This is a genomic window from Streptomyces sp. NPDC037126 (assembly GCF_055605965.1).
Genome location: NZ_JBVJTD010000034.1, coordinates 22,075 through 44,917, shown reverse-complemented (window position 1 = coordinate 44,917; position 22,843 = coordinate 22,075). Strand labels below are relative to the sequence as shown.

The window sequence follows — 22,843 nt, the reverse complement described above, 5'->3', positions numbered from 1 at the left end:
CCCCGCATCGTCCGATCGCCCCCATCGTACGTTCGCGGGAAACGGCCTCTAGGTCAGCGGGCGACGGCAGCGGAGAGTGCGTGGAGGCGCAGGGCCAGCTGGACCTCCAGGACACCTGCGGAGCTGTCAGCCCGGGCTGAAAAGGCGGCCGATCCGACGGACTTCGACCAGCGTTCCCACCCAATCGATGACCGCTAATATAAGCGGCGGTTCCGCGTGGTACGTCCCGTACGGTGCGGGGCCGTTGCGCCCGCTCAGGGCCGCTGACACCACAGGCGGTTGGTCACGATTGCCACCTGAACAGCGCACTGCAGGACCGGTCCAGATTCCACTCCGGATGCCCGTGCGCCTGGAGGTGCGGCGGATCACGAAGGTGGGGAGATGGCTGATCAGTCGTCGGACGCCGCGGGACTCTTCCTTCCTGCGAAGATGTCCAGCGATCCTCCGTTGAGCTCGGGGCTGGTCCGTCCGGATCTGTCCTGGGCCGCCCGGCAGCTCGGGCTGACCCCGGTGACCGCCGAACGGACCTGGATGGATCTGACTGGCGTCTACGTCATCGCCCGCGAATATCTGGAAGAGGCGGAACGCGCCCGTGGCCGCACCTTGGACTGCGCGGCCTGGATGGACGTCCTGCTTGCCAAGTACTCGCGCGAGCAGTACCTGTGCGCGTTGGCGGCGCTCAATCACGCGACCACCCGCGACGACCTGTTGCAGTCCTACCTCAAGCGTTTCCTCATACGGTTGGCGCCTGACGCCGGGCTCCGGCTTCAGGCAGCGCTGGCCGGCAGCGTCGACGGTCAGCGCCGCCGGTTCCTGGCCCGGCAGATCGTGCTCCGAGCCATGCGGGCGGTGATACTCGCCGATCGCACCGCGGGCGTCGCAACCCCGGACGCGGAGATCTCCACCGCCCTGGCGCCACTCGACCTGGAGACGAGCGCGGTGCTGCTGATCCACCTCGTCGCCGACAGCCTGAGCAGCCGGCGTCCGCCAAACGAGCCGCTACTGGGCGGCATCGCGCAGTCTCTCGCGATGGAAATGATCGCGAACAATCTGTTCAACGAGGCGGAGGACCCTGGCGATCTCCTGGCACGCCACCGACTGCTGTGGACCCGCTACAGCGACAACATTCCCACGGCACGCAAGCATCCGCTGGAGATGCTCGAGGAGGCCACCGGCCTGACCCTGAACGACATCACCGCGCTCGGGTTCGCCTACAACTCGGGCATCATGACGCACATGCCCGATGCGCCCGTGGCCATACAGGCGTTCACGGGCATCGGCATCGACCACGCGGTGGTAGAGCGGTTCCTCGGGCGCTTCGCCATCGAAGCGGACGATCTCGCCACGCAGCTGCGGGACTGCCCCCTGCCGTGGCAAATGCTCCCGATCCAGAACCGCCCCCTGCTACGCCTGGGCGAACACATCGTCGTCCTGGACGAGCGCTATCTTCACGAGCGGGTGACCCAGGGCCTGTTCTGGCTGGTCCACGACCACGAGCGGGACCAGTACGGGGAGCGGGCCCGGCTTCACTGGACGCAGGCCTACGCCGAGATGGTCGAGCGGCGAGTCAAGGACCAACTGCGCCGCCTCGCTCCGCACGTGCTGGGTGGCGGGAGCAGCTTCTTTACTGAAGTGGACCTCGCTAGGGCGTTTCCCGGCTCCAAGTCCGCGGACGTCGGCCTCGACTTCGGTTCGAGCATCGTCCTGGTCGAGGTTGTCAGCGCCACGGTCGGCATCGCCGCCCGGGAGCAGGGGGACATCGCCGCGTTCCGCAGGGACACGGAGAAGGTGGTGGTGAAGAAGGCGCGCCAGCTGTCGCAGTCTGCCCTTAACCTCCTCGCTGACCCCCAACCGACAGGCTCGCCGCTGGGCAAGGTCTCGGCAAAAGAGGTGTTCCCGGTGGCGGTCCGAGGCGGGCACTACCCGGTCAACCCGATCACGCGGCGCTACCTGGAGGAGGAGTGGTTCACGACGGAGGGCTTGTTCGCGCACCCGAGAATCCGCAACCTTGCGCTGCTGGGCCTGGAAGAGTTGGAAGCCTGCGAGGCCCTGAACCGCCACCGACATCTGACCCTGCCCCAGATCCTCGCCGACTGGCAGACCTCCCCCTACCGCGACGGCTCGCTGCGGAGCCATCTGGTCCTTACCTACGGTGGGCAAGAAATCGGCCGCCCCCAGGACATCGAGGACGCGCTCCACGAAACCACCACGATGATCGCGCAGCTCCTGGGCTTCAGCACCACCGCTGACAACAGCCAGCCAGAAGGAAGCCAGGACGAGAGCGGTGAACTTGCCTGAACCGTCCCTCTTCCCGGTGCCGACCCGGGACGGCCGGAGCCACACTAAGCAGGAACCAGGACGGCCGGTGCGGCCCAGGCCGGCCAGGCCCGGGGGCACGGCGGGGCGAGATGCGTAGAAGTGCACGATCCCGGCCCCGAAGACCGCGTCAGCAGTAGCGCACGGCGCCAGCCATAACGAGGCCCGTCCACGCACGTAACAAGCTGAGCAAACGTCCCCCACACTCCCCCCGCCTCTAGATAAAGGGCCTGCGCTCCCACTCCGAACACCTCACCGAACAACTCGCCAACCGCGCCCACACCCGAGGAACGCGTAAGATCCACATCCGGCGCGGCGACGACGGACACATCATCACCGGCGCCACCGCCAACACCGGCCCGGAAGGGCCACAGGCCGAGAGCGGCGCAGCAGAGTCGGAGCTGCTGCAGTTCTCCAGCCCCCGCGACCCGGCCACCATCGCCGCGTTCCTGCGCACCCGCGTCTACCGGCCCGAGTCCCTGGTCTGGCTGGAGGGTTACCAGGCGCTGCTGCGGTGGCGGAAGGAGAACGAGATCACCGGCCTGTACGCCGTCCCCTATGACGTAGAGGTCGAAGTCGGGGCGACGAAGACGTTTCCGCTTGGCCGGTGGGTCCACCAGCAGCGCAAGGCACTGCGGGCCGGGGAGCTGGAGGACCGGCGCAAGGAGCTCCTGGACGCGCCCGAGGCCGGGATGGTGTGGGAACCCGGCGAGGAAGCCTGGGAGAACAAACTCGCCGCACTCCGCTCCTACCACCGAGCCACCGGACACCTCGCCCCCCGCCAGAACGCCCTCTGGGACGACCCCGACGGACAACCCGTCGCGATCGGACAACTACTCGCCAACCTCCGCCGCCCCCACGGCCTCGGCAAGAACCCCGACCGGGCGGAGCAACGCGCAGGACAGCTGACCGCGATCGACCCCGACTGGAACTGCCCCTGGCCACTCAACTGGCAACGCCACCAGCGCCACCTCGCCGACCTCGCCGCCGACGAACCAGACGGCCGACTCCCCGACATCGCCCCAGGAGTACTCCTCGACGGCGACGATCTCGGACAATGGCTCCAACGACAGAAACAGCCGGCCACCTGGTCGCAGCTCACAGGCGAGCAGCAGAAACGGCTCACCCGGCTGGGCGTGACACCGAACGAGGCGCCGTCCCCGGCACCAGCCGCCACGAGCGCGACGAAAGGCCCGGGAAAGGCCGGGAGCAAGACACAGCAGGCATTCCAGAGGGGCCTGGCGGCCCTGACGCAATGGGCCGAGCGGGAAGGCGCCCACCGGCCCGTGCCGAGGGGACACGTCGAACGCGTCGTCCTCGACGGCCAGGAGCACCACCACAAGCTCGGCATATGGACATCGAACGTCCGCGCGAGACGCGACAAACTCACCCCCGAACAACTCACCGCACTACGAGAACTCGGCATCGACTGGGCCTAGACACGCGCCCGGGCCGCCTCGCCCGCGGCGTCTTTGCGGCGCCGATGTACTCCGGACCGATTGAGGCACGGCGAGGCCGCGCGGAGAGGGGGCAGGCCGTGCCGGCTCTCCGCGCGAGCGGTGCGTGGGTTACGGCTCCAGGACCATCTCCTGGTCCGGTCACCAGCCGTGGGTTTTGACTCCTCCCTTGAAAGGCCCGCTGACCTCGGGAGTGATCCAGCCTCCGTAGAAGTCACCCTCCTGTGGCTGCACCGTGCAGCCGTCGACGGTGCAGCGGTCGACCCTCCCGGCATAGAAGGCGACGTGGTCTTTAAGTTCTGCGTAGGGCGGCCGCGGATCGGGGTAGCTCCACGCAGCGAGGGCGCGGATGTCGGACCCCACCAGGACGTCCCAGTAGTCAGAGACGCCCTTCCACTCGCACCAGGTGTGGCGGGAGGCAGACCGCAGAAGGTCCATACGGACATCGGCCGGAGGCACGTAGAACACCGGCGGGTGGCTGGTCTCCATGATCTTCCAAGCGCCGGTCGTACGGGCGAGCACCTCGCCGGCACACTCGACAACGATCAACCGCGCATCTCGGCGCAGAGCGGGCGGACGCGGATAGTCCCACACCGACTCCATCGCAATGGTCTCGTGTGACGGCATCGAGGCACCTCTCCACCTTACGCAGTCCCTACACCCACCCTTCGCCTCAAACGTCCGCCGCGGATGCGGTCCCCACGAACCCACGCAACGCGTCTCATCGCCCCAGCGCTCACCCGACCGGACCGGAGTCATCCGATGACCAGCGTCTTCACCGACCGAGCGCCGCCCTCACCCCCACACCGCCCCTGCCCACACCGCCCCACATCCCAGCCCCGCAGGCGCGCGAGCGCGCCGACCGCGGACCTGCGACCCTTCGGATCCTCTACTTCCAGTAGAGGGGGGCGGCAGTGTCGGGGTATGGCAGCAGACGAGACGAGCATCAAGGTGAGCACGGCAGCGCGGGACCGGCTCGCCCAGCTCGCGGCCGAGCACGGCACCACCATCCGCAGCCTGGTCGAGGACCTCGCGCAGAGCACGCCCACGCAGGCCGAGTACGCCGAGCGGGCCGAGCTGGCCCGCGCCGAGCTCGCCTCCGCCCTCGGCAGCGCGCCGAGCCCGGAGGCCGAGGCGAAGGCCCGGGCACTGCTGGAGCGTCTGGGCGGCGCCGCGCACGGTCCGCGGGCGGCCGCGTAGTGGCGGCGACCGCGGTCGTCCTGGACCACACGACGGCGGGTGCGTTGTACGACCCGAAGGATCCGTTCAACGAGGCGGTGGCCGCGTTCTACGTCCAGGCCTCCGGCGGGCTCGGCGACCTGTACGCGCCGGTGCTCTCCCTGACGGCCGGGGACGCAGAGCGGCCCGGGCTGCTCGGCTACCTCAAGGGGCTGCGGTTCATCCGCATCGAGGCGTTCGACACCGACGCCGCGGTCACCGCCACCGAACTGCTGCGCTACGGGCACTCCTGGGCCGCCGTCCACGCCATCAACGCCGCCCGCCCCTGCGCCGCCCACCCCGCCGGCCGGTACCTGCTCACCCTGACCCCCAAGGCCTACGCGGGCACCGGCGTCCAAGCCGTCCACCCCGACCAGTAACCGGACAGCCGCCCGGCCGCAGAAGACGGTCACCTCCGCCTGCCCTGCCGTCAGCAGAGACGTGGCTGGGGAGACGGTGCCGTGGATCCACCACACCCTGGTCACCGCCCCGTTCACCGACTTCACCTGGCAGCACGCCATGCGGTCTCGAGACCGCCGGCTCCCGAATTGTGGCGGCCGCCGACGGGAGGCAGGGTGGTCTCGAGACCGGTCGGGCGAAGCGGAACATGCAGCACGACCCGTCACGGATGCGGGCTGTGGCCTGTCCTCACGGAGCGAGTGGTGTGAGTCGGGAACCGGCAGACTGAATCATCGCTGGGCGAGTGCGTCTGTAGACCGGTCGGGAATGCGATGGCCGACGCAGGATCATCCGTACGGGGCTGGCCTACGGAGGTGTGGTGCATGTCAGAGAAGAACCCAGTGCACGGGACAACCGAGGTCTCTTTGCCGCCCGAAGTCAAGTTGCTGCAGGAGGTCACTCCGCCCTTCTTTCCCGAAGGTGGTTCGGGCATGACCATTCTCGTCGATTGGCCTCCCGGTCACCCCGGGCTCCCTCCCCATCGCCACTCGGGCCCGTCGTTCGGCTACGTCATGGAGGGCGCGCTCCGGTTCGAACTCGAGGGCGAGCCCGAGCGTGTCGTCGAGGCCGGTGGGACGTTCTGGGAACCAGGCGGTGACGTGATCCACTACCAGGACGGCAACGCACTCCCCGACGCACCGACCAAGTTCGTGGTGACCATGCTCTGCGCGCCGGGCCGGCCGATGCTCACGTTGGTGGACGAGGAGGAACTGAAGGGACGGGCGCACCTGCGTGCCCCACGCCCCTCCGGAGCCTGGCCTGCGGGGTCGACGACGGTGTAGGGCCCGGGAACACCGATCCCGGTGCCAGGCGGAGGACACGCCGGACGAGCATACTTAGTTTCATTTGATACCATATCGAACGAGCGGATGGCGTAATGTTGGCCGCATGACCGCCGACGCCCCTTTGCGAACCCCCGCTCGTGTGACCGACCGCCCCGGGGACACCTCGCCCTTCGCTCTCGGCTTGCTGCTGCGCCGGGCGCACTGGCGTGCGGCCGCCTTGATGGAGGAGGCGCTTCGGCCGCTCGGCATCGAACTGCGGCACTTTGCCGTGCTGATGGTGCTTGTCGACCGTGGGCCTACGGTGCAGCGGGACTTGGTGGCGGCGACAGGGTCTGACAAGGCGGGTGTCGTGAGGATTGTGGACGATCTCGAGCGCAGGGGGCTGGCGGTACGCAGGAGCGTTCCTGGGGACCGGCGGGTGCGGGCGGTGGAAATCACGCCTCAGGGGGTGGAACTTTTCGATGCGGCCCATGTGGCGGCGGATCCTCTGGCCGAACGTCTGGTTGCCGAGTTGAGTCCCGGCGAGCCGGAGAAGCTGACGGATCTGCTCGCTCGAATCGCCTATCCCGCAGACGGTGAGGCGTAAGCCCTGCACACAGGGTGCCCTGCCGCGTGGGCAGGGCATCGCCCCCATGCGGCTTTCGCGACGACCAGGCTTGCGGGTCGCGAACACAGTCGCCGCGCCCCGGCTCTGACTGCCGGCTCCCCGACCGCCGGCCGCGGTCGGGGAGCCGGCCGCTCGCCGTTCGCACCGCCGTCGCGTGGCATACCCGCCTGGCGGTCCACCGTTCACCCCCTCACGCAGCGCCGTCGTCTCGGGGCGCGCCGCACCGGCAGCCGGGACCCCAGCCGCCCCCAGTGCGGGGCCACCGGCCGCCAGCGGTTGAACGCCACTGTTCCTGCCAGAGAGAGCACCACCGACGAGGATGCCGTGCGGCGCCCCGGCCCAGGACGTCAGCTCTGACGCCACGGGGTTACACGGTCAGGTGCTGTGCGAGTTCCTCGGCCTTGGTGGTCGCGTCCTCGAAGGCGCGCTTGCGGGAGGCCTCGTAGAGGGGGACCAGTTCGGACATGGCCGGATTGCGGGGAGCCATGGTGAGTTCCGGGACGATGAAGTCGAGGTCCAGGCCGAGGATGCCCTCGAGGACAGCCTGGAGGTAGTTCCGTACGAACTCGTAGCCCTCGCGCGGGGTCCCCGGCACGTAGGAGCCGCCGCGGCTGGCAACGACGACCACCGGGGTTCCCTGGGCGGAGGGATCCTCGCCGGCAGTGCGGCCGAGCAGGAGGACACTGTCCAGCCACGCCTTGAGGGTCGACGGGATCGAGAAGTTGTACATGGGGGCACCGATCAGCACGGCGTCCGCCTGCTCCAGCTCCTCGATGAGCTCCACACGCGCCGCGAATGCAGAGGACTGCTCCGGGGTGCGGTCGGCGGGGGCGGCGTATCCGGCGGACCAGGCGTCGGCAGTGATGTGCGGGACAGGGGCGGCGGCGAGGTCACGGTAGATCACCGTGCCCTCCGGGTGCTCCTCCTCCCACGCCCTGCGGAAAGCGGCCGTGATCGAACGCGACGAGGACGCCTCGTGAGGAAACACGGACGAGTCGATGTGCAGCAGCGTGGCCATGGTCCATCTCCAAAGTGCAGTGCCCGGGGCGGGGAGACAGGGGCAGGGATTCGTGCCCGGCGGTAGTCAAACACGAGATAGTATTGAGTGATACTATCTCGCTTGTAACGATAGTGGCGACATCGAGTGCACGAGGAGTCGGACGATGGACGTCTACGAAGCGGTCACGAGCCGACGAGCGGTGCGCGGCTTCACGGACCGGGAGGTCCCGAGAGAGGCGCTGGAGCGCGTGGCGTCCGCCGCGGCCTGGGCGCCGTCCGGATCGAACCTCCAGCCGTGGCACACCTATGTGGTGACCGGCGTGCCGCTGGCCGAGATCAAGAAGCGTGCCGGCGAGCGCCTCGCCTCGGGCGACCCGTGGGACGAGCCCGAGTACGAGCAGTACCCACCGGCACTGAAGTCTCCCTACCGCGAGCGCCGATCCACCTTCGGTGAACAGCGCTACGGCGCACTCGGCATCGCTCGTGAGGACTGGGAGGCGCGTCAGCGGGCCGCTTCCGCGAACTGGGACTGTTTCGGCGCGCCCGCCGCCCTGTTCTGCTACATCGACCGCGACATGGGGCGGCCGCAGTGGTCCGACGTCGGTATGTACCTGCAGACCGTCATGCTGCTGCTCCGCTCCGAAGGACTGCACAGCTGTACACAGATGGCCTGGGCGAAGTTCCACAGGACCGTTGCGGAGGTCCTGTCACCCCCGGATGAACTCGTCCTCTTCTGCGGCATGTCGATCGGGTTCGAAGACGCCACGGCACGTGGCGCACGCACGGGCCGGGCCCCGCTCGGCGAGACGGTCACCTTCGTCGACGGTCTCTGACGGCACCGCTCCTCAGCCGATCGAGGCGCATGTTGCCGCACTCACACAGTGCCCCCACATGTCATATTTGCCCAGATATTCCCGAAGAAAGGCACTCAATGAAGATCGCAGTCATCGGCGGTACCGGGCTGATCGGATCGCAGGTCGTCGCGGACCTGAACGCCGCCGGGCACGAGGCGGTACCTCACTCGAAGTCCACCGGGATCGACGTCATCAGCGGACAGGGACTGGACGACGCGGTGGCGGGCGCCGATGTCGTCGTCAACCTGACGAACTCCCCGACCTTCGACGAAGCCTCCCCGGCGTTCTTCCAGACCTCGATGGACAACCTGCTGGCCTCGTCCCGGAGGGGCGGCGTCGGCCACTTCGTCATCCTCTCGATCGTCGGGACGGACCAGGTACCCGAGCTGGACTACTACAAGGCCAAGCTGCTGCAGGAGCAGATCCTCGCGGCCGGCCCGATCCCCTACTCGATCGTCCGGGCCACGCAGTTCATGGACTTCATGGACGCCGTCCTGTCCTGGACCGCCGACGGCGACACCGTCCGGCTGCCCGCCACACCGATCCAGCCCATCGCCTCCAAGGACGTCGCCCAGGCGGTGGCGGATGTCGCCGTCGGCGCACCGCTGAACGGCATCCACAACATTGCCGGCCCCGAGATCTTCCCCCTGGACGAACTGGGCCGCATCACCCTGTCCCACAAGGGTGACAACCGCACCGTCGTCACCGACCCCACCGCCGGCATGTTCGCCGCCGTCCAGGGCGACGTCCTCACCGACAAGAACGCCCACCTCGCCCCCACCCGCTACACCGACTGGCTCTCCTGACCCGCTCCCACCCCGTGAGGTGTGCAGACCGCAGCGAGCCACTTGTGCCCACGCCTGGCCACGAGGGGTCACCCGGAGCAGACGAGGGAGGCGGATGATCCTGGACGTCTACGAGGCGGTCACGAGCCGACGAGCCGTTCGCGGATTCACCGACCGGGAGGTCCCGAGGGCTGTGCTGGAGCGTGTGCTCTCCGCCGCGGCCTGGGCGCCGTCCGGATCGAACCTGCAGCCGTGGCGTGCCTACGTGCTGACCGGCCGGCCGCTGGCCGAGCTCAAGAGGCGCGCCGGTGAGCGCGTGGCCGCAGGCGACCCCTGGGACGAGCGGGAGTACGAGATGTACCCGGCCGCACTGAAGTCCCCGTACCACGAACGCCGATCAGCCTTCGGCCATGAGCGCTACAGCGCCCTCGGCATCGAGCGCGAGGACTGGGAGGCGCGTCAGCGGGCCGCTTCCGCGAACTGGGACTGTTTCGGCGCGCCCGCCGCCCTGTTCTGCTACATCGACCGCGACATGGGCCGGCCCCAATGGTCCGACCTCGGCATGTACCTGCAGACCGTCATGCTGCTGCTCCGCTCCGAAGGACTGCACAGTTGCCCGCAGATGGCGTGGTCGGTGTACCGCAGGACCGTTGCGGAGATTCTGGCGCCCCCGGACGAGCTCATCCTCTTCTGTGGCATGTCGATCGGGTTCGAGGACGACACGGTGGGCTACAGGCATACGGGCCGGGCCCCGCTCGGCGAGACCGTCACCTTCGTCGAAGACTAGGATCAGCGCTCTCCGGCATGCGGGATCGGTCACCCATGGGCGTTGGGTTGACCGCCCACGTCCAGATGACACCACTCACGGCACGCACACCAGGGCACAAGGGGCGAAAAGCGGCCGGAGCGGTGGTCAAAGGTGCCGGACCTTGCCTAGGCGCCATGTACGCCAGAGTGCCGATCAGGCGCGTACCCGACACGCTACGCCCGGACAACGACCTTCGAACATGTCGATGTGCCACTGCCGAACATCGGGTCCAATCGGGCAGGAGATGTTGCAGAAACTCGCACCTCTTGGGGCCGGTTCGAACGTAAAGCTTCCGCGGCCGCAGCATTTAGGCCTGGTCGGTTCCGAGGGCGTTGCGCAGGAACACCGTGGCCTGGTCGATGGCTCCGCGGGCGGCTTCAGACTGACTGAGGGAGTTGAGCATCATGAAGTCGTGGACCGTGCCGTCGTAGCGCACTGTGGTGACCGGGACGCCGGCTGCTCGGAGCTTGGCGGCGTACGCCTCACCTTCGTCGCGCAGCACGTCGGCCTCGTCGACAATGAGCAGGGCGGGCGGCAGGCCGGAGAGCTGCTCGATGGTTGCCTGGTTGGGAGACGCGGTGATCTCAGCGCGCTGCTTCGCATCGGTCGTGTAAGCGTCCCAGAACCACTCCATCAGCTTGCGGCTCAGGTAGTAACCGGTGGCGAACTGGTCGTAGGAACCGGTGTTCATGGCTGCGTCCGTGACCGGGTAGTACATGGACTGCTGTATGAACTTGACGTCACCGCGCTCTTTGGCCATGAGGGCGAGTGCAGCGGTCATGTTCCCGCCAACTGATTCCCCGGCCACCGACATGCGTCGTGCATCCAGCCCCTTGGACGCTCCCTCGCGGATGATCCACTGCGCAGTGGCGTAGCCCTGCTCGATGGCCACGGGGTAGTGGGCCTCGGGTGACGGCGTGTACTCCACGAAGGCCACTGCCGCGCGTGCGCCAACCGCCAACTCCCGCACCAGGCGGTCGTGGGTGCCGGCATTGCCCAGCACCCAGCCACCGCCATGCATGTACAACACGACGGGCAGCATTCCGGTGGAGCCCTGCGGTTTGACGATACGGACCCGTACGTCGCCTACGGCGGCTGATACGGTGACCCACTCCTCGTCAACCGACAGCTTGTCGACCGGCGCGGCCTGGAGGTCGTCGAGGACCTTGCGCGCTGCGGTCGGATTCAGCTCGTACAGGAACGGATGGTGCGAGGTTGCTTCGGCAAGCTCCTGGGCCTCGGGTTCAAGAACGATGGAGGCAGTCTGAGCAGCCATGAGAAAACTTCCTGGAAGTTCGAAAAGCGCATGGCGACGAGCGCCACGACGCTTGAGAAGGTCGCGGTGCACTCAGGTCTTGGGGCGGCCAGTGGAGCTGAAGCCCTGGCTCAAGCCCGCATGAAGCTTGTTCCAGCATAGCCACGCATTCTCCGTCGCTGCATTTCCAGGAGCGGCCCTCGACATTCCGCAGCTGGGTGCACAGCTCTGTGACCGAGCGGGACACAGGGGGGGTCGCGTTCTACTTTCGGTTGAAAGGCTTTGGCCATCGCTCACCACGGAGACGGCTGCAAACGGCGGGGAAACGCCACGCCAAGGGGGTGCCGTCACGACCAGGGGGCGATGCCGACCATTACAGACCAACCGCATACCTGGGGGAAATCGACATGCACAAGCGCATCGCCTCGCGCATCGCCGCGTCCGCGGCCGCCGCCGGCGAGAAGGGGCCCCGACCAATCTAGTGCTACCACAGCACCGTCTGGAGCGCGGTAGCCCTCCAGCACACGCAACGCCTGGCCAACGTCACGCTCACGCCTGGCGAGCGCATGCAGCACGGCTTGGTCGCCGTGCCGGTCCCGGGCGGCGGCAACGAGCACATCCACCGCGATGGCAGGCGCAGCATCGGGCACCCGGCAGGGCGCCTCGACACTGAGCGCGAGGTCATCGAGGTGCACCGCCAGCTCGACGCAACGGGTCTGCAGGTATCCGTCGAGGAACATCTCTTCTCCCGGCCGGTGAAGGACAGCCACCCGCCGATCGTCCGACTCCATGCCCAGCCGCTGGGACAGTCGCACCCATGCTGCCCGAGCCTGCTCGGCCACAACGGCTGGGCCGGCCGCGGCAGTTTCCTCACTGCGGGCACGCAAGGTGGCCAGCCAGCCCACCCACTGACATGCCGGGGAGCACGGACTCGGTCCCCCAGCGCCCGGGCTACCTGCTCTGTGGCCAGTAGGTGCACCGCCTTCTCGGCAGCCTGCAGGTATGTCTTCCGGATCTCATCAGTCATGTGCGCATCGTCCCGACTTCATCATCACAGCCCGCCGACAGGTCCACGTGATGGACCGACCCGCCCGCCTGGAGACTCGCCCCTGTGGGGGTGTGGTGGCGTGGAAGTAGGCGGGCGTAGTCGGCCTGCATCGACGTCCGCGGGTTCCCTGTCGGGGGACCCTGTGCCTGTGTCAGGCCGCGGCCTCTTGGTGGGCTTGATGGGTCCGGGTGGTGGACAGGTCCGTCGCCCGCCGGACCGATTCGGCGGAGGCGGCCAGCAACGGCAGCCGGACGGCCGGGCTGGGGATGCGGCCCTGGGCGTGCAACACCCCCTTGACAACGGTCGGGTTGGGTTCTGCAAAGAGAGCGGCGGACAGCCGGGCCAGTTCGGCTCCCAGCCTGCGGGCCGGTCCGGCATCGTTGCGCTGCCACAGCGAGATCAGCTCGGCGTAGTCAGCGGTGCGGACATTGGCCGACGCCAGGATGGCTCCGCGGGCGCCGGCCGCGAGCAGCGGCGAGATGACGGCGTCATCACCGCCGAGCACCGCGAAGCCCGGCGGCGACGAGCCGAGCAGTTCCATCGTGGCTGCGTCGATCGCGCCGGTCGCGTACTTGACGCCGACGACCTCCGGTAGGCGCCCGAGCGCGTTGAGGGTTTCCGTGCTGAGGGGCTGCGCGGTGCGGTACGGGATGTCGTAGACGACCAGTGGCAGGCCCCCGTGTTCGGCGAGTGCCGAGAAGTGTGCCAGCGTTCCCGCCTCACCGGGCCGGGTGTAGGGCGGCGCGGGAACCAGCGCCGCGGTGACGTCACCGCTCTGGGCGAGCTCCCGCAGTGTCGTGATGGCCGCGGCGGTGTCGTTGGTGCCGACGCCGACGATCAGCGGAGCTCCGTGTGCCTGGCAGGCGGCCGAGCAGATGCGGACCACGGCCTGCTTCTCCTCGGCGGTCAGCGTGGCCGCCTCCGCGGTGGTGCCCAGGGCAACGATTCCGCGAGCCCCGCCGACTGACAGCGCCTCATGGGCGAGCCGGGCGAGCGCGTCCGGGGCAAGGCGCAGGTCGTCGGTGAACGGGGTGACCAGGGGGACGAACAGGCCGCTGAGGTTGGCTTCGGGCTTCATGCGCCCAGCCTGACCGACGCAAACCCAGTAGATCCAGTTCATATTTCTTCGCCTATACGTAAGCTCACCTTATGCTTGATGTCCGACGTCTTCACCTGCTGCGCGAACTGGACCGACGCGGCACCATCGCGGCCGTGGCCGAGACGCTGGCCTTCACCGCCTCGGCCGTGTCCCAACAGCTGAGCGTGCTTGAGCGCGAGGCGGGCGTGCCCTTGCTGGAACGAAGTGGCAGACGGGTGGTGCTCACCCCCGCGGGCCGCACCCTCGTCACCCACGCTGACGCGGTCCTCGAACGCCTCGAACTGGCGGTCTCCGAGCTGGCCGAGGCGCGCGAGGGCATCGGGGGACCGCTGCGGATCGGGACGTTCCCCTCCGGCGCCCACGCGATCGTGCCCGCCGCGCTGGCCGAGCTGGCCAGGCGGTATCCCGCGCTGGAGCCGATGGTGCAGGAGATCGACTCTGCGCGGGTCTCTGACGGCCTGCGCGCCGGCGAACTCGATGTGGCCCTCGTCCACGACTACGACTTCGTGCCCGCGTCCCCGGACACCACGGTCGACCAGGTGCCCCTGTTGGAGGAGCCGATGTACCTGGCCACAGGCGGCCCCACGGACAGGGCTCTCGCGACCGGTCCTGCCCTCTGCGGCGACACGCTGACCGAACTGCTGGGACCGTGGGCCACGTCGCCATGGATCACGGCCCGGGACGGTACCACCGGTCACGCGATGGCCGTACGTGCCTGTCAGGCGGCCAATTTCCAGCCGCGCATCCGCCACCAGGTCAACGACTTCCGTACGGTCCTGGCACTGGCCGCCATCGGGCAAGGTGCCTGATTCGTACCGGAGATGGCCACCGCACACGCCCCCGACGGCGTGGTACTGACCCGGCTGCCCCTCTTCCGTCGCTCGAAAGTCGCCTTCCGCGCGGGCGGCGGCACGCACCCGGCGATCGCGGCATTCGTGGCGGCGGCACGAACAGCGGTGGGCACCACGGGCGGTGCTACCTAGCCAGGGACGCAGACCGGAGAAACCTATGCGGTCTCAGCAGGAGCCGGCTTCGAGGGAGGACTTCTCGCACTCAGTGCAGCGGGTCGCTGCGGCGCCCTCCGAGCGTACGCGGTCACCCGGCCGAGCATCTCTCCGTGCGCCGGCGCCTGGAGGAATTCCTTCAGGCCCTTTTCGCGCGCTACGCCTGAAGCCGGATCGGCGGCGTGCGAGCAGGGGGCACCGGCCGGCGGACCTGTCGTGCTGCGAGCGCGGCGCCGCCGGGTCCCTGCTCTCCGGCCCCCAGAGAGAGGCCGATCAGGCCGAGGACGACGACCAGCGCGTTATTGAGGAAGATCGATCCTCAGGAGAAGTGGTTGAGCAGTCATCCGGCGAGCAGCGGACCCAGCGGCAGCCTGAACATGATGCCCATCGCGGTGACGGCGACGGCCCGCCCTCGTTCGGCGTCCTGCGGGAAGAGTACCGGGAGCACTGCCAGCGCCATCGGCGTGATCATCGCCCCGCCGGCCCCCATCAGCACACGCATCGCGATGAGTCGGAGGCCGTGGCCACCATGACTGGCCATGGCCATGCGGTCGACGGAGTCCCAAGGACCCAGTTGGACGCCGCTCCCCAGAATCTGGACCACCAGTTTGCAGGACCGCGGTCCGCGTCGTGGAACGACCGAGCCGACGGGGCTCATCCGCCTGCCTGAAGGCGGCGCAGGGCATCCTCGGAGTCCCGGTCGTCGGGCAGATAGGCGAGGAAGTGGTGACCGGGCTCGTCCACGGCGGCCAACTTCACGTAGCGCAGGCGCAGTTCGCCCACGGTCGGGTGGCGGAAACGGCGGACCGAGGGCTGAAATCCGGCGGTCTCCCGGCGTTCGTACCAGCGGGACGCCTCGCCGTCGGACAGGAGCTCGCCGATGAGTTCGGCGAACCGCGGATCGTTCGGCCGGCGAGCCGCCCGGGACCGGAACTGCCCGAGCAGGGCCCGGGCCTCGTGTTCCCAGTCGACGAGCAGGGTGCGGGCCGGAGGCCAGCGATACACCAGCCACAGGAGGTTGCGCTGCTTGGGGTGCAGCCGTGCCGGATCGGTCAGCAGCGCGGCGTACCCGGCGTTCCATGCCAGCAGGTCCCAGTGCGGGTCGAGCACCACGGCGGGGTGCGGTGTCATGGTCTGCACCAGAGTGAGCAGGTTGCGTGACACCCAGGTGGGGGCGTCTGCGGGCGGCCTGTCGGCGTCCACGAACGACAGGACGTGCGCGGTTTCCGCGGCGTCCAGCCGCAGCGCCCGCGACACCGCGCTCAGCACTTGCTCCGTGGTGCGCACCCGGCCCTGCTCCAGCCAGGTGTACCAGGAGACGCTGATACCGGCGATCTCGGCGACTTCGGCCCGCCGCAGCCCCGGTGTCCGGCGGCCCGGTGCGTCCGGCAGGCCTACGTCCCCCGGCCTGAGCCGTTCACGGCGGGACCGCAGGAAGGCGCCCAGTTCCCGGCGAGGGGACTCGCCCGGAGGTGCGGATGCGGTAATCACCGGCCACCACACCGGCGGCCGGCTATCGCGGGCGAGGAACCGTGGTCCGCCGTCGACGGTGCGCAGCTGCCCGGGGTCGACAGTCTGCCGCGCGTCATGGTGCCTCTCCTCCGCATGGCGGGCGTCCGCCCGGCCGCGGGCGCCCACGTGTAATGCTGCCGTCACCAGCCACGATGCCGAATCGGCAGGCTATGAGTGATGGTAATAGCCAGCGGGCTACGCCCCCAGGGGCCCGGTGCTGAACTGGTCGCGGACCGCATCCCCCAGGGTCGGTCGTCTCAGTCTCCGCGAACTGCCTCGGAAGGGAGCGTCCACCCCGTGACCACCACCACGTCGGCTCCGCCGGCAGCCTTGCCCGCGTCCGCCTTGCGGCTGTTGCGCACCGCCGGCTTCGTCAGCAACTTCGACCGCTTCTGCATCGCGCCCATGCTGGTTCTCATCGGCCCGAGGCTCGGGGCCCCGCTCCCCACCGTGGTGCTGGCCGCAAGTGGCTACTACCTCACCTACGGGCTGATGCAGCCGGTGTGGGGAGTGGCCAGCGACCGGTGGGGCCGCGTGTGGGTGATGCGGGTGTCGCTCACCGGCGCGGCACTGGCAGCCCTGGCCTCAGCCCTCGCCTTCGACGCCCCCGTCCTGATCGGAGCCCGCGCCGTGGCCGGCGCGTTCTTCGCCGCCTCCATCGCCGCCTCCTTGACGTACGTGGGCGACACGGTGCCCGCCGCGATTCGGCAGCGCCCGCTCAGCGAGCTGATGACCGCGTTCGCGCTGGGCACCGCCGTGGCCACGGTCGTCGCCGGAGCGCTGGCACACTACCTGACCTGGCGGCTGGTGTTCGCGTTGCCCGGCGTCCTCGCCGCCTACCTGGCGGTGGCCCTGCGCCGTCTGCCCGAGCCCGAGCGAGCCCCGTCCGTATCACTCCTGGCACCGTTCCGCGTGGTGCTGTCGTCTCCCTGGCAGTGGTACGTGATGGCGGTGGCAATGCTGGAAGGAGCGGTGCTCCTCGGCTTCCTGACCTACCTGGCCCCGGCCTTGGAGGCGCATGGAGTTCCCACCACCCTGGCAGGCGCGGTGGCGGCCCTGTACGGGGTCGGTTCCATGGCGGCGGCACAGGTGGTCAAGCGGCTCGTCGGGCGGTGGTCTCCCGTCGGCCTCATCGTGGCCGGCGGGGTGCAGATGGCCGTGGCGTATCTGCTCGCCGGGTACAGCCGGTCCACCGGGACGCTCGTCCCGGTCGCCCTGCTCCTCGGGGGCGGGTGGTCCTTCATGCACTCCACGATCCAGTCGTGGGCCACGGCGCTGTCCCCGACGGCCCGCGCAACGGGCGTGGCCATGTTCGGCGTCGCCCTGTACGTCGGCAGCGCCGCCGCCAGCGCCCTGGTCGCCTCAACCGCTCAGACACACGACTACCGGCCCCTGTTCTGGACCGCGGCTTTCCTGACCATCCCCCTGACCGTAGCCGCGGCAGTGGGGCGGGCACGCTATCGCTGAAGCGCGATCCGGTGCCGGAGCATCTGTCCCGGGGGCCGGCTTCCCGGATGCTCCACGCAACCCCGCCTCTGCACTAGTCAGAACAGCAGTGGCCCGGCCGACCAGTTCAAGCGCCTGCGCATTGGCTACGAGATAAGCTCCGACCTCCACTAGAGGGTCCTCCAACTCGTCTGTGTCATCGTCTACTTGAGGCTGAACGAGGGATGTGTCGCGAGGTGCCGATCCGTTGCAGGTGGCGAACGTGGCCGCGGCGCATGCCATTGCCGCTGTAGCGGCGCAACGCGCGTCGCAGCACCCGCCGCTGCCGGCACCGTTCGTCGCACGCGGGGTCAGTTCGCCGAGATCGTGTCCCACCTGACCATTGCTGACGGCCAGGACGATGCAGTTCTGGATGAGATTGAGGCTGACCTGCTCGGCAGACTCCCCCTCACGGCGCGCGTCGTGATGCGGCGTCCTGTCCGCTGCAGTGGCGGCTGTTCCTGCCCGAGGAGTGGGCCTCGGACACCGCTCGCCGGGCCTTGGCCCGCGTTCCGGCGGATGTCACACACCGCGAGAACTGGCGCCTTGCCCTGGACATGCTCGACACGCTGGCAGGCTGGGGCATGAGGCCTCCGGCCGTGGTGGCCGGCGCCCCTACGGCACCAACGCACAGCTGCGGGCGGCATTGTCCGAGCGCGGGCTTGCCTACGTCCTGGCCATCCGGTCGGATGTGAGCGCCCATCCCTTCGAGGCGGAACCCGTGGCCCCGGACCGCAACGGGGAGGTCGGCTGCTGGCCCCAGCCCCGCTACCGGCAGAAAGCACCATCGGTGGCGGACCTGGCCGCCGGCCCAGGACCGCAGGCATTCGCACCGCTCACCTGGCGGCACGGCTTGAAAGGTGAGTTGCGTTCCCGCTCTGCCGCCGTGCGCGTGCGTCCGGCCGGCAAAGCAGTCGAGCGCCCCATCAAAGCGGCTGCCTCGGCCAAACAGGGCTGGTGGGACGGTGTCCTGCCCGACTGCTGGCTGCTGGTCGAATGGCCCGCCGATGCCGAGGCGCCGACCGATTACTGGCTGTCCGACCTGCCGGCCGACACCCCGATCGCCGGCCCGGTCCGTCTGGCCAGGGTCCGCCGGCGCATCGAGCACGACTACCGCGAACTCAAGCACGGCCGGGGCCTGGACCACTGCGAGGGGCGTTCCTGGCCGGACTGGCACCATCACGTCACCCTCGTGACCGCCGCCCACGCCTTCCTCACCGAAGAGCGCCTGGCCCCAAAAGTGCCCGGACCGGTCTCTCCCCCTACCAAGTCCTCGACGCCCTACAGGACGTCTTGAGGTGCTGGACCGGTGTCTGCACCACCTGCCGGCAACCCCTGCCCAGCAGGACACACACAAGGCCGCGATCGAGACAGCCCTAACGGAGTCCCACCAAGAGTTCTGGAGGCGGCCAGAACCAGCGGACCCTCGCCATCGTCTGGTTCGGCAACCGTCTCGGGAACATCTTCGGCCAGGAGTTCTTTGAAGCCACGACGGGGGTCTTTCCGCGAGCGCTGCCCCCTGCAGCTCGATCACTTGTGCTTGTCCGAATCTCGGATGCCGTTCTTGGTGGCTTTCGCGTAGGCCTGCGCGACGGTGAGGCCCTGATAGGCCGCGGCGGAGTGTGGGAGGCCGCCAAGGGGCCAGGGGCTGGCCGGGGCACATTTGACCGTGTCGCCTGCGTTCTCGGTGTGGGCGTCGGTCGTCGCCGCACCGGTGTTCGCCTGGGGCTTGGGGGCCGACGGGCCGCCGTTGGGTTTCAGGTCGGGGCCGACCACCACGTGGATCGAGGTGATGCCGGAGGCAGTGGCGAGCGAGGAGGACGGCAGGCCCAGGGCGCTGGCCACCTGCAGGGCCTCACGTTTGTAGATCGGGTCGGAGGTCGAGTACTCCACCTTGCTCGCGGTCATGCTCGGCGTCGGGTCCCGGTTGACGACGGAATGGGAGAATCCCTTGTCGGCCAGCTCGTTCTGTACTGCGGTCGCGCGACCGGTGGTGCCGGTGCCGTTTTGTACGTGGATCTCGATTGTCGACGAGTACACCGGTTGGTTGGTGGCAGCGGTGGCGTCCGGCGGCGGCTTCGACGTCGAGGTGTCGGCGTCAGCGACTGGTCGTTCGCGATCGCGTTGAAGAGCTGATGCGCGTTCGGCCCCGGCACCAGCCAGGAGGTTGGGTTGTAGGGGTCCTGGGCGACTTGCATGGTCGTGAAGGTGATGCGGTCGGTCGACGTTCGACTGACGGGGGGCAACTCGCTTGGCAGACCTGGGTCATGGCCCTCCGCACGGGGCCGGATCGAGCTCCGTGACCGCTACCGGTGCACTGTCCAGCTAGAGCTTGCTGTTCCAGAGACTGAGGCCGGTGACCGTCCGGATCGCACGGACCGCCTCCGTTTTTCGGTCTCCTGCCCCCTCTCAGCAGGACACGGAAGTCTCGCTCGAGGTCCTGACCTGCGATCGCGAGCGAGGCGACGGGCGCGAACGCACGCGCCGGAAGCAGGGTGTGCGCGGCATGCATCTACCAGGCGTGTCGACGGCTTGAGCTGTTGACGGCCAGGTCCCGTCCCGCTCTTGACATAAGGAAAAGGAATGTAAACCTTCGGTGGCCGCCGGCTGCTGCGCCTTCCTCCAGAGTCATGATCCCTTCGTGTATCAGGACGCAGACCCAACCTGTCCTCAGTGCCAAGTGGCGCTGCCGGCCGCAGACCCCCGATTCAGTGTGTGGTGCCCGGCCTGCGACTGGAACCTCGACCCCGGCGGCGGCGATGGCGACGGGAAGGGCCGGGCTCGTGCGCTGGCCCGGCAGGAGCGGATATTCCATCGAATACTGGCGGACGGAACGGGGGCAGCGGCGCCGAACGCCGCTTGGTACGGCGCGATTGCGCTGGCTACCGCCGTCAACCTGCTCACCGTCGCCCTCGTAGGGACGGGCGTGTGGCTGCTGGTGGCCGGTACCTGGCCCGAGCGGATCCTGGGCGCCGTCGAATTGCTGCTCGCCCTCGTGCTGCGTCCGCGTCTCGGGCAGATGCCCAAGCACACCATCGACCGCGCCGCCGCCTCCACTTTGTATGCGGTCACCGAGAGAATCGCCTCCTGCCTCGGCAGCCGTTCGGTTGATTTGATCGCTGTCGATTCGCAGTACGGCTCCCGCTGCACGACTGTGGGACTGCGCCGGCGTCGGATACTCGTGCTGGGCTTGCCATTGTGGGAGAGCCTTACGGCGGACCAGCGGCTGGCTCTCCTTGCTCACGAAGTCAGCCGTGCCGCAAGGGGAGGCTCCCGCGGCGCCCGTTGGATTCAGACCGCTCTGGACGGGCTGAGCGTCTGGGCCGACGTGCTCAGACCCGGCCCAGACAGGCAGACCGACAGGCAGAACGTCTTTGACGCGCAAGCATTCAGGGCACCCGGCGGCGGCACTCGCCAGGGCAACAGCACCTCGATGGCCAACATGGGCGCGATGCTCGCCAGACCGCTCCAGGAGCTCCTCGCGTACGGCGCACGTCAGACCCATAGCCTGCTGGGCCGTCTGAGTGATCGCTCCGGGGGGCAGGCAGAGTACCGAGCGGACGAGGCAGCCGCCCGAGTCGCCTCCGCTCACTCGGTGGAGGGACTGCTGCGAGCCCTGCTGCTGCGTGAGACAGCGGTCTTCGCACTCGAACGGTCCGCCCGAGGAGAATATGACATTTGGGAAGGTTTGTCTGCCTACTTGGCGTCGGTGCCGGACTCGGAGCGGGAGCGGCGGCTGCGCCTTTCCGGCCTGCGGGGGGACGCGGCCGGCAACGGCTATCCCCCCACCTACCTGCGGATTCAGTACGTCAACAGACTCGCCTACCACGAACCGGGTGTAACGGTGAGCAGCGCTGAGGCCCAGGCGATCGATGCGGAACTACTGCCCGCCCGGGCCTCGATAACCGAGGAACTTCAGGCCAAGGCCTGACGAGACCGCCATCGAAGGCGATCGCCTACGCGCTGCCGGGACTATCACGGCCACCCTTGGGTCGCGGCGCGCCTCTTCCGACTCGCGCGGAAGGGGCTTCAGCGGGTTCGGCACCCGCTGAGCGGCTGGTCGCGGCACAGTCTCTCAGCGTCGCGCGCGAGCGCTGGACGGCTTGACGAGGCGATCGTCGGAGAGACGGGTGCCAGCCTGCTTGACGTACTTCAGCACGGGCGAGACCTCCATGTTCTGCAGCCCGGTCAGGGACCCGGCGCGATCCGAAGTGAACTCGAACAGTTCGTCGAGGTCTCGGCAGTGTGCGACGGCGTGGATGTTCCAGGGGCCGGAGATGGCTGCGGCGAAGGCGATCTCGGGTTCCTGCGCGAGTGTGCGGCCCGCGCTCTTCACCGCCGACGGGTGCACGCGAAGCCAGAGGTGCGCGCGAGCGTGATAGCCCAGGGCCGCTGCGGCGATCTCGACGTCGATGTGGACGACGCGATGTCGGAGCAGAGCCTCAAGGCGTCGCGAGGCGCGTCCCGGAGTGAGGCCGGCGGCTGCGGCGAGATCGACGAGACTGGCGCGGCCGTCCGCAGCAAGCGCATCGAGCAACTTCTCGTCCTGGGGTGTGAGGCGCAGTGGCTCGCGCGTGACGACCGGGGACTCGGTGAAAGGGGGTCCGCCGCTCCCCAGCGCTGCTTCCTCCTGCGGGGACAGTGTGCCCTGCAGGGCGGACCAGTAGTGGCCGCGGCCTCCGAGGAACTGGCGGAGCATGGCGAAGGCGTTGATGTCGATCACCGCCGCGGTGCGGGGAAGCCGCTGCCCCAGGAGGTCCTCGCGTTGTTCCCGCGTCCGGGATTGCGTCGCGCAGGTGACCTCGCAGCCCGCCGCACCCAGGGCCACCCAGTTGATGTCGTCACGCTGGGCGAGCGCGTCGGCGATCGCCGCGACACTGCCGGGACGGCAGCGTAGCCGCACCAGCCACCTGCTCTGCCCCAGGGCACCCGGGTTCACCACGCCGGCCACGCGGATGACGCCGTCGGCGCGCAGGCGGCGATACCGGCGGTTGACGGCGCCCTCCGTCAGGCCGAGGGCCGTCGCGATCGCGGCGAACGAAGCCCGCGGAGCGATCTGCAACGCACGAATGATTCGCACATCATCGGGCTGAATCGAAGCGGATTCCGTCATGAGCACCCGTGCCATGTCGCCAATCCTACAAACGAGCCC

General features: G+C 68.8%; 20 protein-coding genes and 2 pseudogenes. 13 read left to right on the top strand and 9 right to left on the bottom strand.

Annotation, left to right across the window (positions count from 1 at the left end):
- Positions 1–381 precede the first annotated feature (381 nt).
- Together ACZ7FF_RS40410 and ACZ7FF_RS40405 are read left to right on the top strand one after the other, a co-directional pair.
- Positions 382–2,298, top strand: a complete 1,917-nt coding sequence (locus tag ACZ7FF_RS40410; protein ID WP_470819146.1) for a hypothetical protein — start codon at positions 382–384, stop codon at positions 2,296–2,298.
- Positions 2,299–2,537: 239 nt separating this feature from the next.
- Positions 2,538–3,755: pseudogene (locus ACZ7FF_RS40405) on the top strand (helicase associated domain-containing protein); the annotation flags it as partial.
- A gap of 159 nt (positions 3,756–3,914) precedes the next feature.
- Here the strand turns inward: ACZ7FF_RS40405 and ACZ7FF_RS40400 are convergent.
- A complete protein-coding gene (locus ACZ7FF_RS40400; RefSeq protein WP_470819144.1) occupies positions 3,915–4,400 on the bottom strand; it encodes a DUF427 domain-containing protein in 486 nt (161 codons plus the stop codon).
- Positions 4,401–4,697: 297 nt separating this feature from the next.
- Between ACZ7FF_RS40400 and ACZ7FF_RS40395 the strand changes: the two genes are divergently transcribed.
- The 4 genes from ACZ7FF_RS40395 to ACZ7FF_RS40380 all read left to right on the top strand — a co-directional run bounded on the left by ACZ7FF_RS40395 (position 4,698) and on the right by ACZ7FF_RS40380 (position 6,821).
- On the top strand, positions 4,698–4,973 hold the full coding sequence (locus tag ACZ7FF_RS40395; RefSeq protein WP_061926294.1) for a hypothetical protein: 276 nt from the start codon (positions 4,698–4,700) through the stop codon (positions 4,971–4,973).
- Positions 4,973–5,371, top strand: a complete 399-nt coding sequence (locus ACZ7FF_RS40390) for a PIN domain-containing protein (RefSeq protein ID WP_470819141.1) — start codon at positions 4,973–4,975, stop codon at positions 5,369–5,371. The genes ACZ7FF_RS40395 and ACZ7FF_RS40390 overlap by 1 nt, the downstream gene beginning before the upstream one ends.
- A 402-nt stretch (positions 5,372–5,773) precedes the next feature.
- Positions 5,774–6,232, top strand: a complete 459-nt coding sequence (locus tag ACZ7FF_RS40385) for a cupin domain-containing protein (protein ID WP_470819139.1) — start codon at positions 5,774–5,776, stop codon at positions 6,230–6,232.
- Between the two features lie 106 nt (positions 6,233–6,338).
- Positions 6,339–6,821, top strand: coding sequence for a MarR family winged helix-turn-helix transcriptional regulator (locus ACZ7FF_RS40380; RefSeq protein WP_470819137.1), 483 nt, complete (start codon positions 6,339–6,341; stop codon positions 6,819–6,821).
- 388 nt (positions 6,822–7,209) lie between these two features.
- On the opposite strand, the gene ACZ7FF_RS40375 is transcribed toward ACZ7FF_RS40380, so the two are convergent.
- Positions 7,210–7,860: an FMN-dependent NADH-azoreductase gene (locus tag ACZ7FF_RS40375; RefSeq protein ID WP_470819135.1), complete on the bottom strand. Its 651-nt coding sequence runs from the start codon at positions 7,858–7,860 to the stop codon at positions 7,210–7,212.
- A 145-nt stretch (positions 7,861–8,005) separates the two neighbouring features.
- Here ACZ7FF_RS40375 and ACZ7FF_RS40370 point away from each other — a divergent pair, with 145 nt between their 5' ends.
- From ACZ7FF_RS40370 to ACZ7FF_RS40360, 3 genes are all read left to right on the top strand, one after another.
- Complete coding sequence (locus tag ACZ7FF_RS40370) at positions 8,006–8,674, top strand: nitroreductase (protein ID WP_470819133.1); 669 nt, start codon at positions 8,006–8,008, stop codon at positions 8,672–8,674.
- A gap of 98 nt (positions 8,675–8,772) precedes the next feature.
- Positions 8,773–9,501, top strand: coding sequence for an SDR family oxidoreductase (locus ACZ7FF_RS40365; protein ID WP_470819131.1), 729 nt, complete (start codon positions 8,773–8,775; stop codon positions 9,499–9,501).
- Positions 9,502–9,601: 100 nt separating this feature from the next.
- A complete protein-coding gene (locus tag ACZ7FF_RS40360) occupies positions 9,602–10,267 on the top strand; it encodes a nitroreductase (protein ID WP_470819173.1) in 666 nt (221 codons plus the stop codon).
- Positions 10,268–10,595: 328 nt separating this feature from the next.
- Here ACZ7FF_RS40360 and ACZ7FF_RS40355 read toward each other — a convergent pair whose 3' ends face one another.
- From ACZ7FF_RS40355 to dapA, 3 genes are all read right to left on the bottom strand, one after another.
- Entirely contained in the window at positions 10,596–11,564 is a 969-nt protein-coding gene (locus ACZ7FF_RS40355; RefSeq protein ID WP_470819129.1) for an alpha/beta hydrolase, read from the bottom strand.
- A 326-nt stretch (positions 11,565–11,890) separates the two neighbouring features.
- Positions 11,891–12,385 (bottom strand): hypothetical protein, encoded by a 495-nt coding sequence (locus ACZ7FF_RS40350; protein ID WP_470819171.1) that lies wholly within the window; start codon positions 12,383–12,385, stop codon positions 11,891–11,893.
- Positions 12,386–12,742: 357 nt separating this feature from the next.
- The gene (gene dapA / locus ACZ7FF_RS40345) at positions 12,743–13,669 is read right to left on the bottom strand and encodes a 4-hydroxy-tetrahydrodipicolinate synthase (protein WP_470819127.1); all 927 of its coding nucleotides are present in this window, start codon (positions 13,667–13,669) and stop codon (positions 12,743–12,745) included.
- 71 nt (positions 13,670–13,740) lie between these two features.
- Here dapA and ACZ7FF_RS40340 point away from each other — a divergent pair, with 71 nt between their 5' ends.
- Positions 13,741–14,499 carry a LysR substrate-binding domain-containing protein gene (locus ACZ7FF_RS40340; RefSeq protein ID WP_470819125.1) on the top strand — a complete coding sequence of 253 codons (759 nt, stop codon included), beginning with the start codon at positions 13,741–13,743 and terminating at the stop codon, positions 14,497–14,499.
- A gap of 535 nt (positions 14,500–15,034) precedes the next feature.
- Here the strand turns inward: ACZ7FF_RS40340 and ACZ7FF_RS40335 are convergent.
- The gene (locus ACZ7FF_RS40335) at positions 15,035–15,298 is read right to left on the bottom strand and encodes a hypothetical protein (protein ID WP_470819123.1); all 264 of its coding nucleotides are present in this window, start codon (positions 15,296–15,298) and stop codon (positions 15,035–15,037) included.
- Positions 15,299–15,348: 50 nt separating this feature from the next.
- Positions 15,349–16,185, bottom strand: coding sequence for a helix-turn-helix domain-containing protein (locus ACZ7FF_RS40330; protein ID WP_470819121.1), 837 nt, complete (start codon positions 16,183–16,185; stop codon positions 15,349–15,351).
- Positions 16,186–16,503: 318 nt separating this feature from the next.
- Here ACZ7FF_RS40330 and ACZ7FF_RS40325 point away from each other — a divergent pair, with 318 nt between their 5' ends.
- Complete coding sequence (locus tag ACZ7FF_RS40325; protein WP_470819119.1) at positions 16,504–17,673, top strand: MFS transporter; 1,170 nt, start codon at positions 16,504–16,506, stop codon at positions 17,671–17,673.
- Between the two features lie 443 nt (positions 17,674–18,116).
- Positions 18,117–18,988: pseudogene (locus ACZ7FF_RS40320) on the top strand (IS701 family transposase); the annotation flags it as partial.
- Between the two features lie 233 nt (positions 18,989–19,221).
- On the opposite strand, the gene ACZ7FF_RS40315 reads toward ACZ7FF_RS40320, so the two are convergent.
- Positions 19,222–19,731 carry a LytR C-terminal domain-containing protein gene (locus tag ACZ7FF_RS40315; protein ID WP_470819117.1) on the bottom strand — a complete coding sequence of 170 codons (510 nt, stop codon included), beginning with the start codon at positions 19,729–19,731 and terminating at the stop codon, positions 19,222–19,224.
- 601 nt (positions 19,732–20,332) lie between these two features.
- On the opposite strand from ACZ7FF_RS40315, the gene ACZ7FF_RS40310 reads away from it, so the two are divergent.
- Positions 20,333–21,622, top strand: a complete 1,290-nt coding sequence (locus ACZ7FF_RS40310) for a M48 family metallopeptidase (protein WP_470819115.1) — start codon at positions 20,333–20,335, stop codon at positions 21,620–21,622.
- Between the two features lie 144 nt (positions 21,623–21,766).
- Here ACZ7FF_RS40310 and ACZ7FF_RS40305 read toward each other — a convergent pair whose 3' ends face one another.
- Complete coding sequence (locus ACZ7FF_RS40305) at positions 21,767–22,819, bottom strand: Lrp/AsnC family transcriptional regulator (RefSeq protein ID WP_470819113.1); 1,053 nt, start codon at positions 22,817–22,819, stop codon at positions 21,767–21,769.
- Positions 22,820–22,843 lie beyond the last annotated feature (24 nt).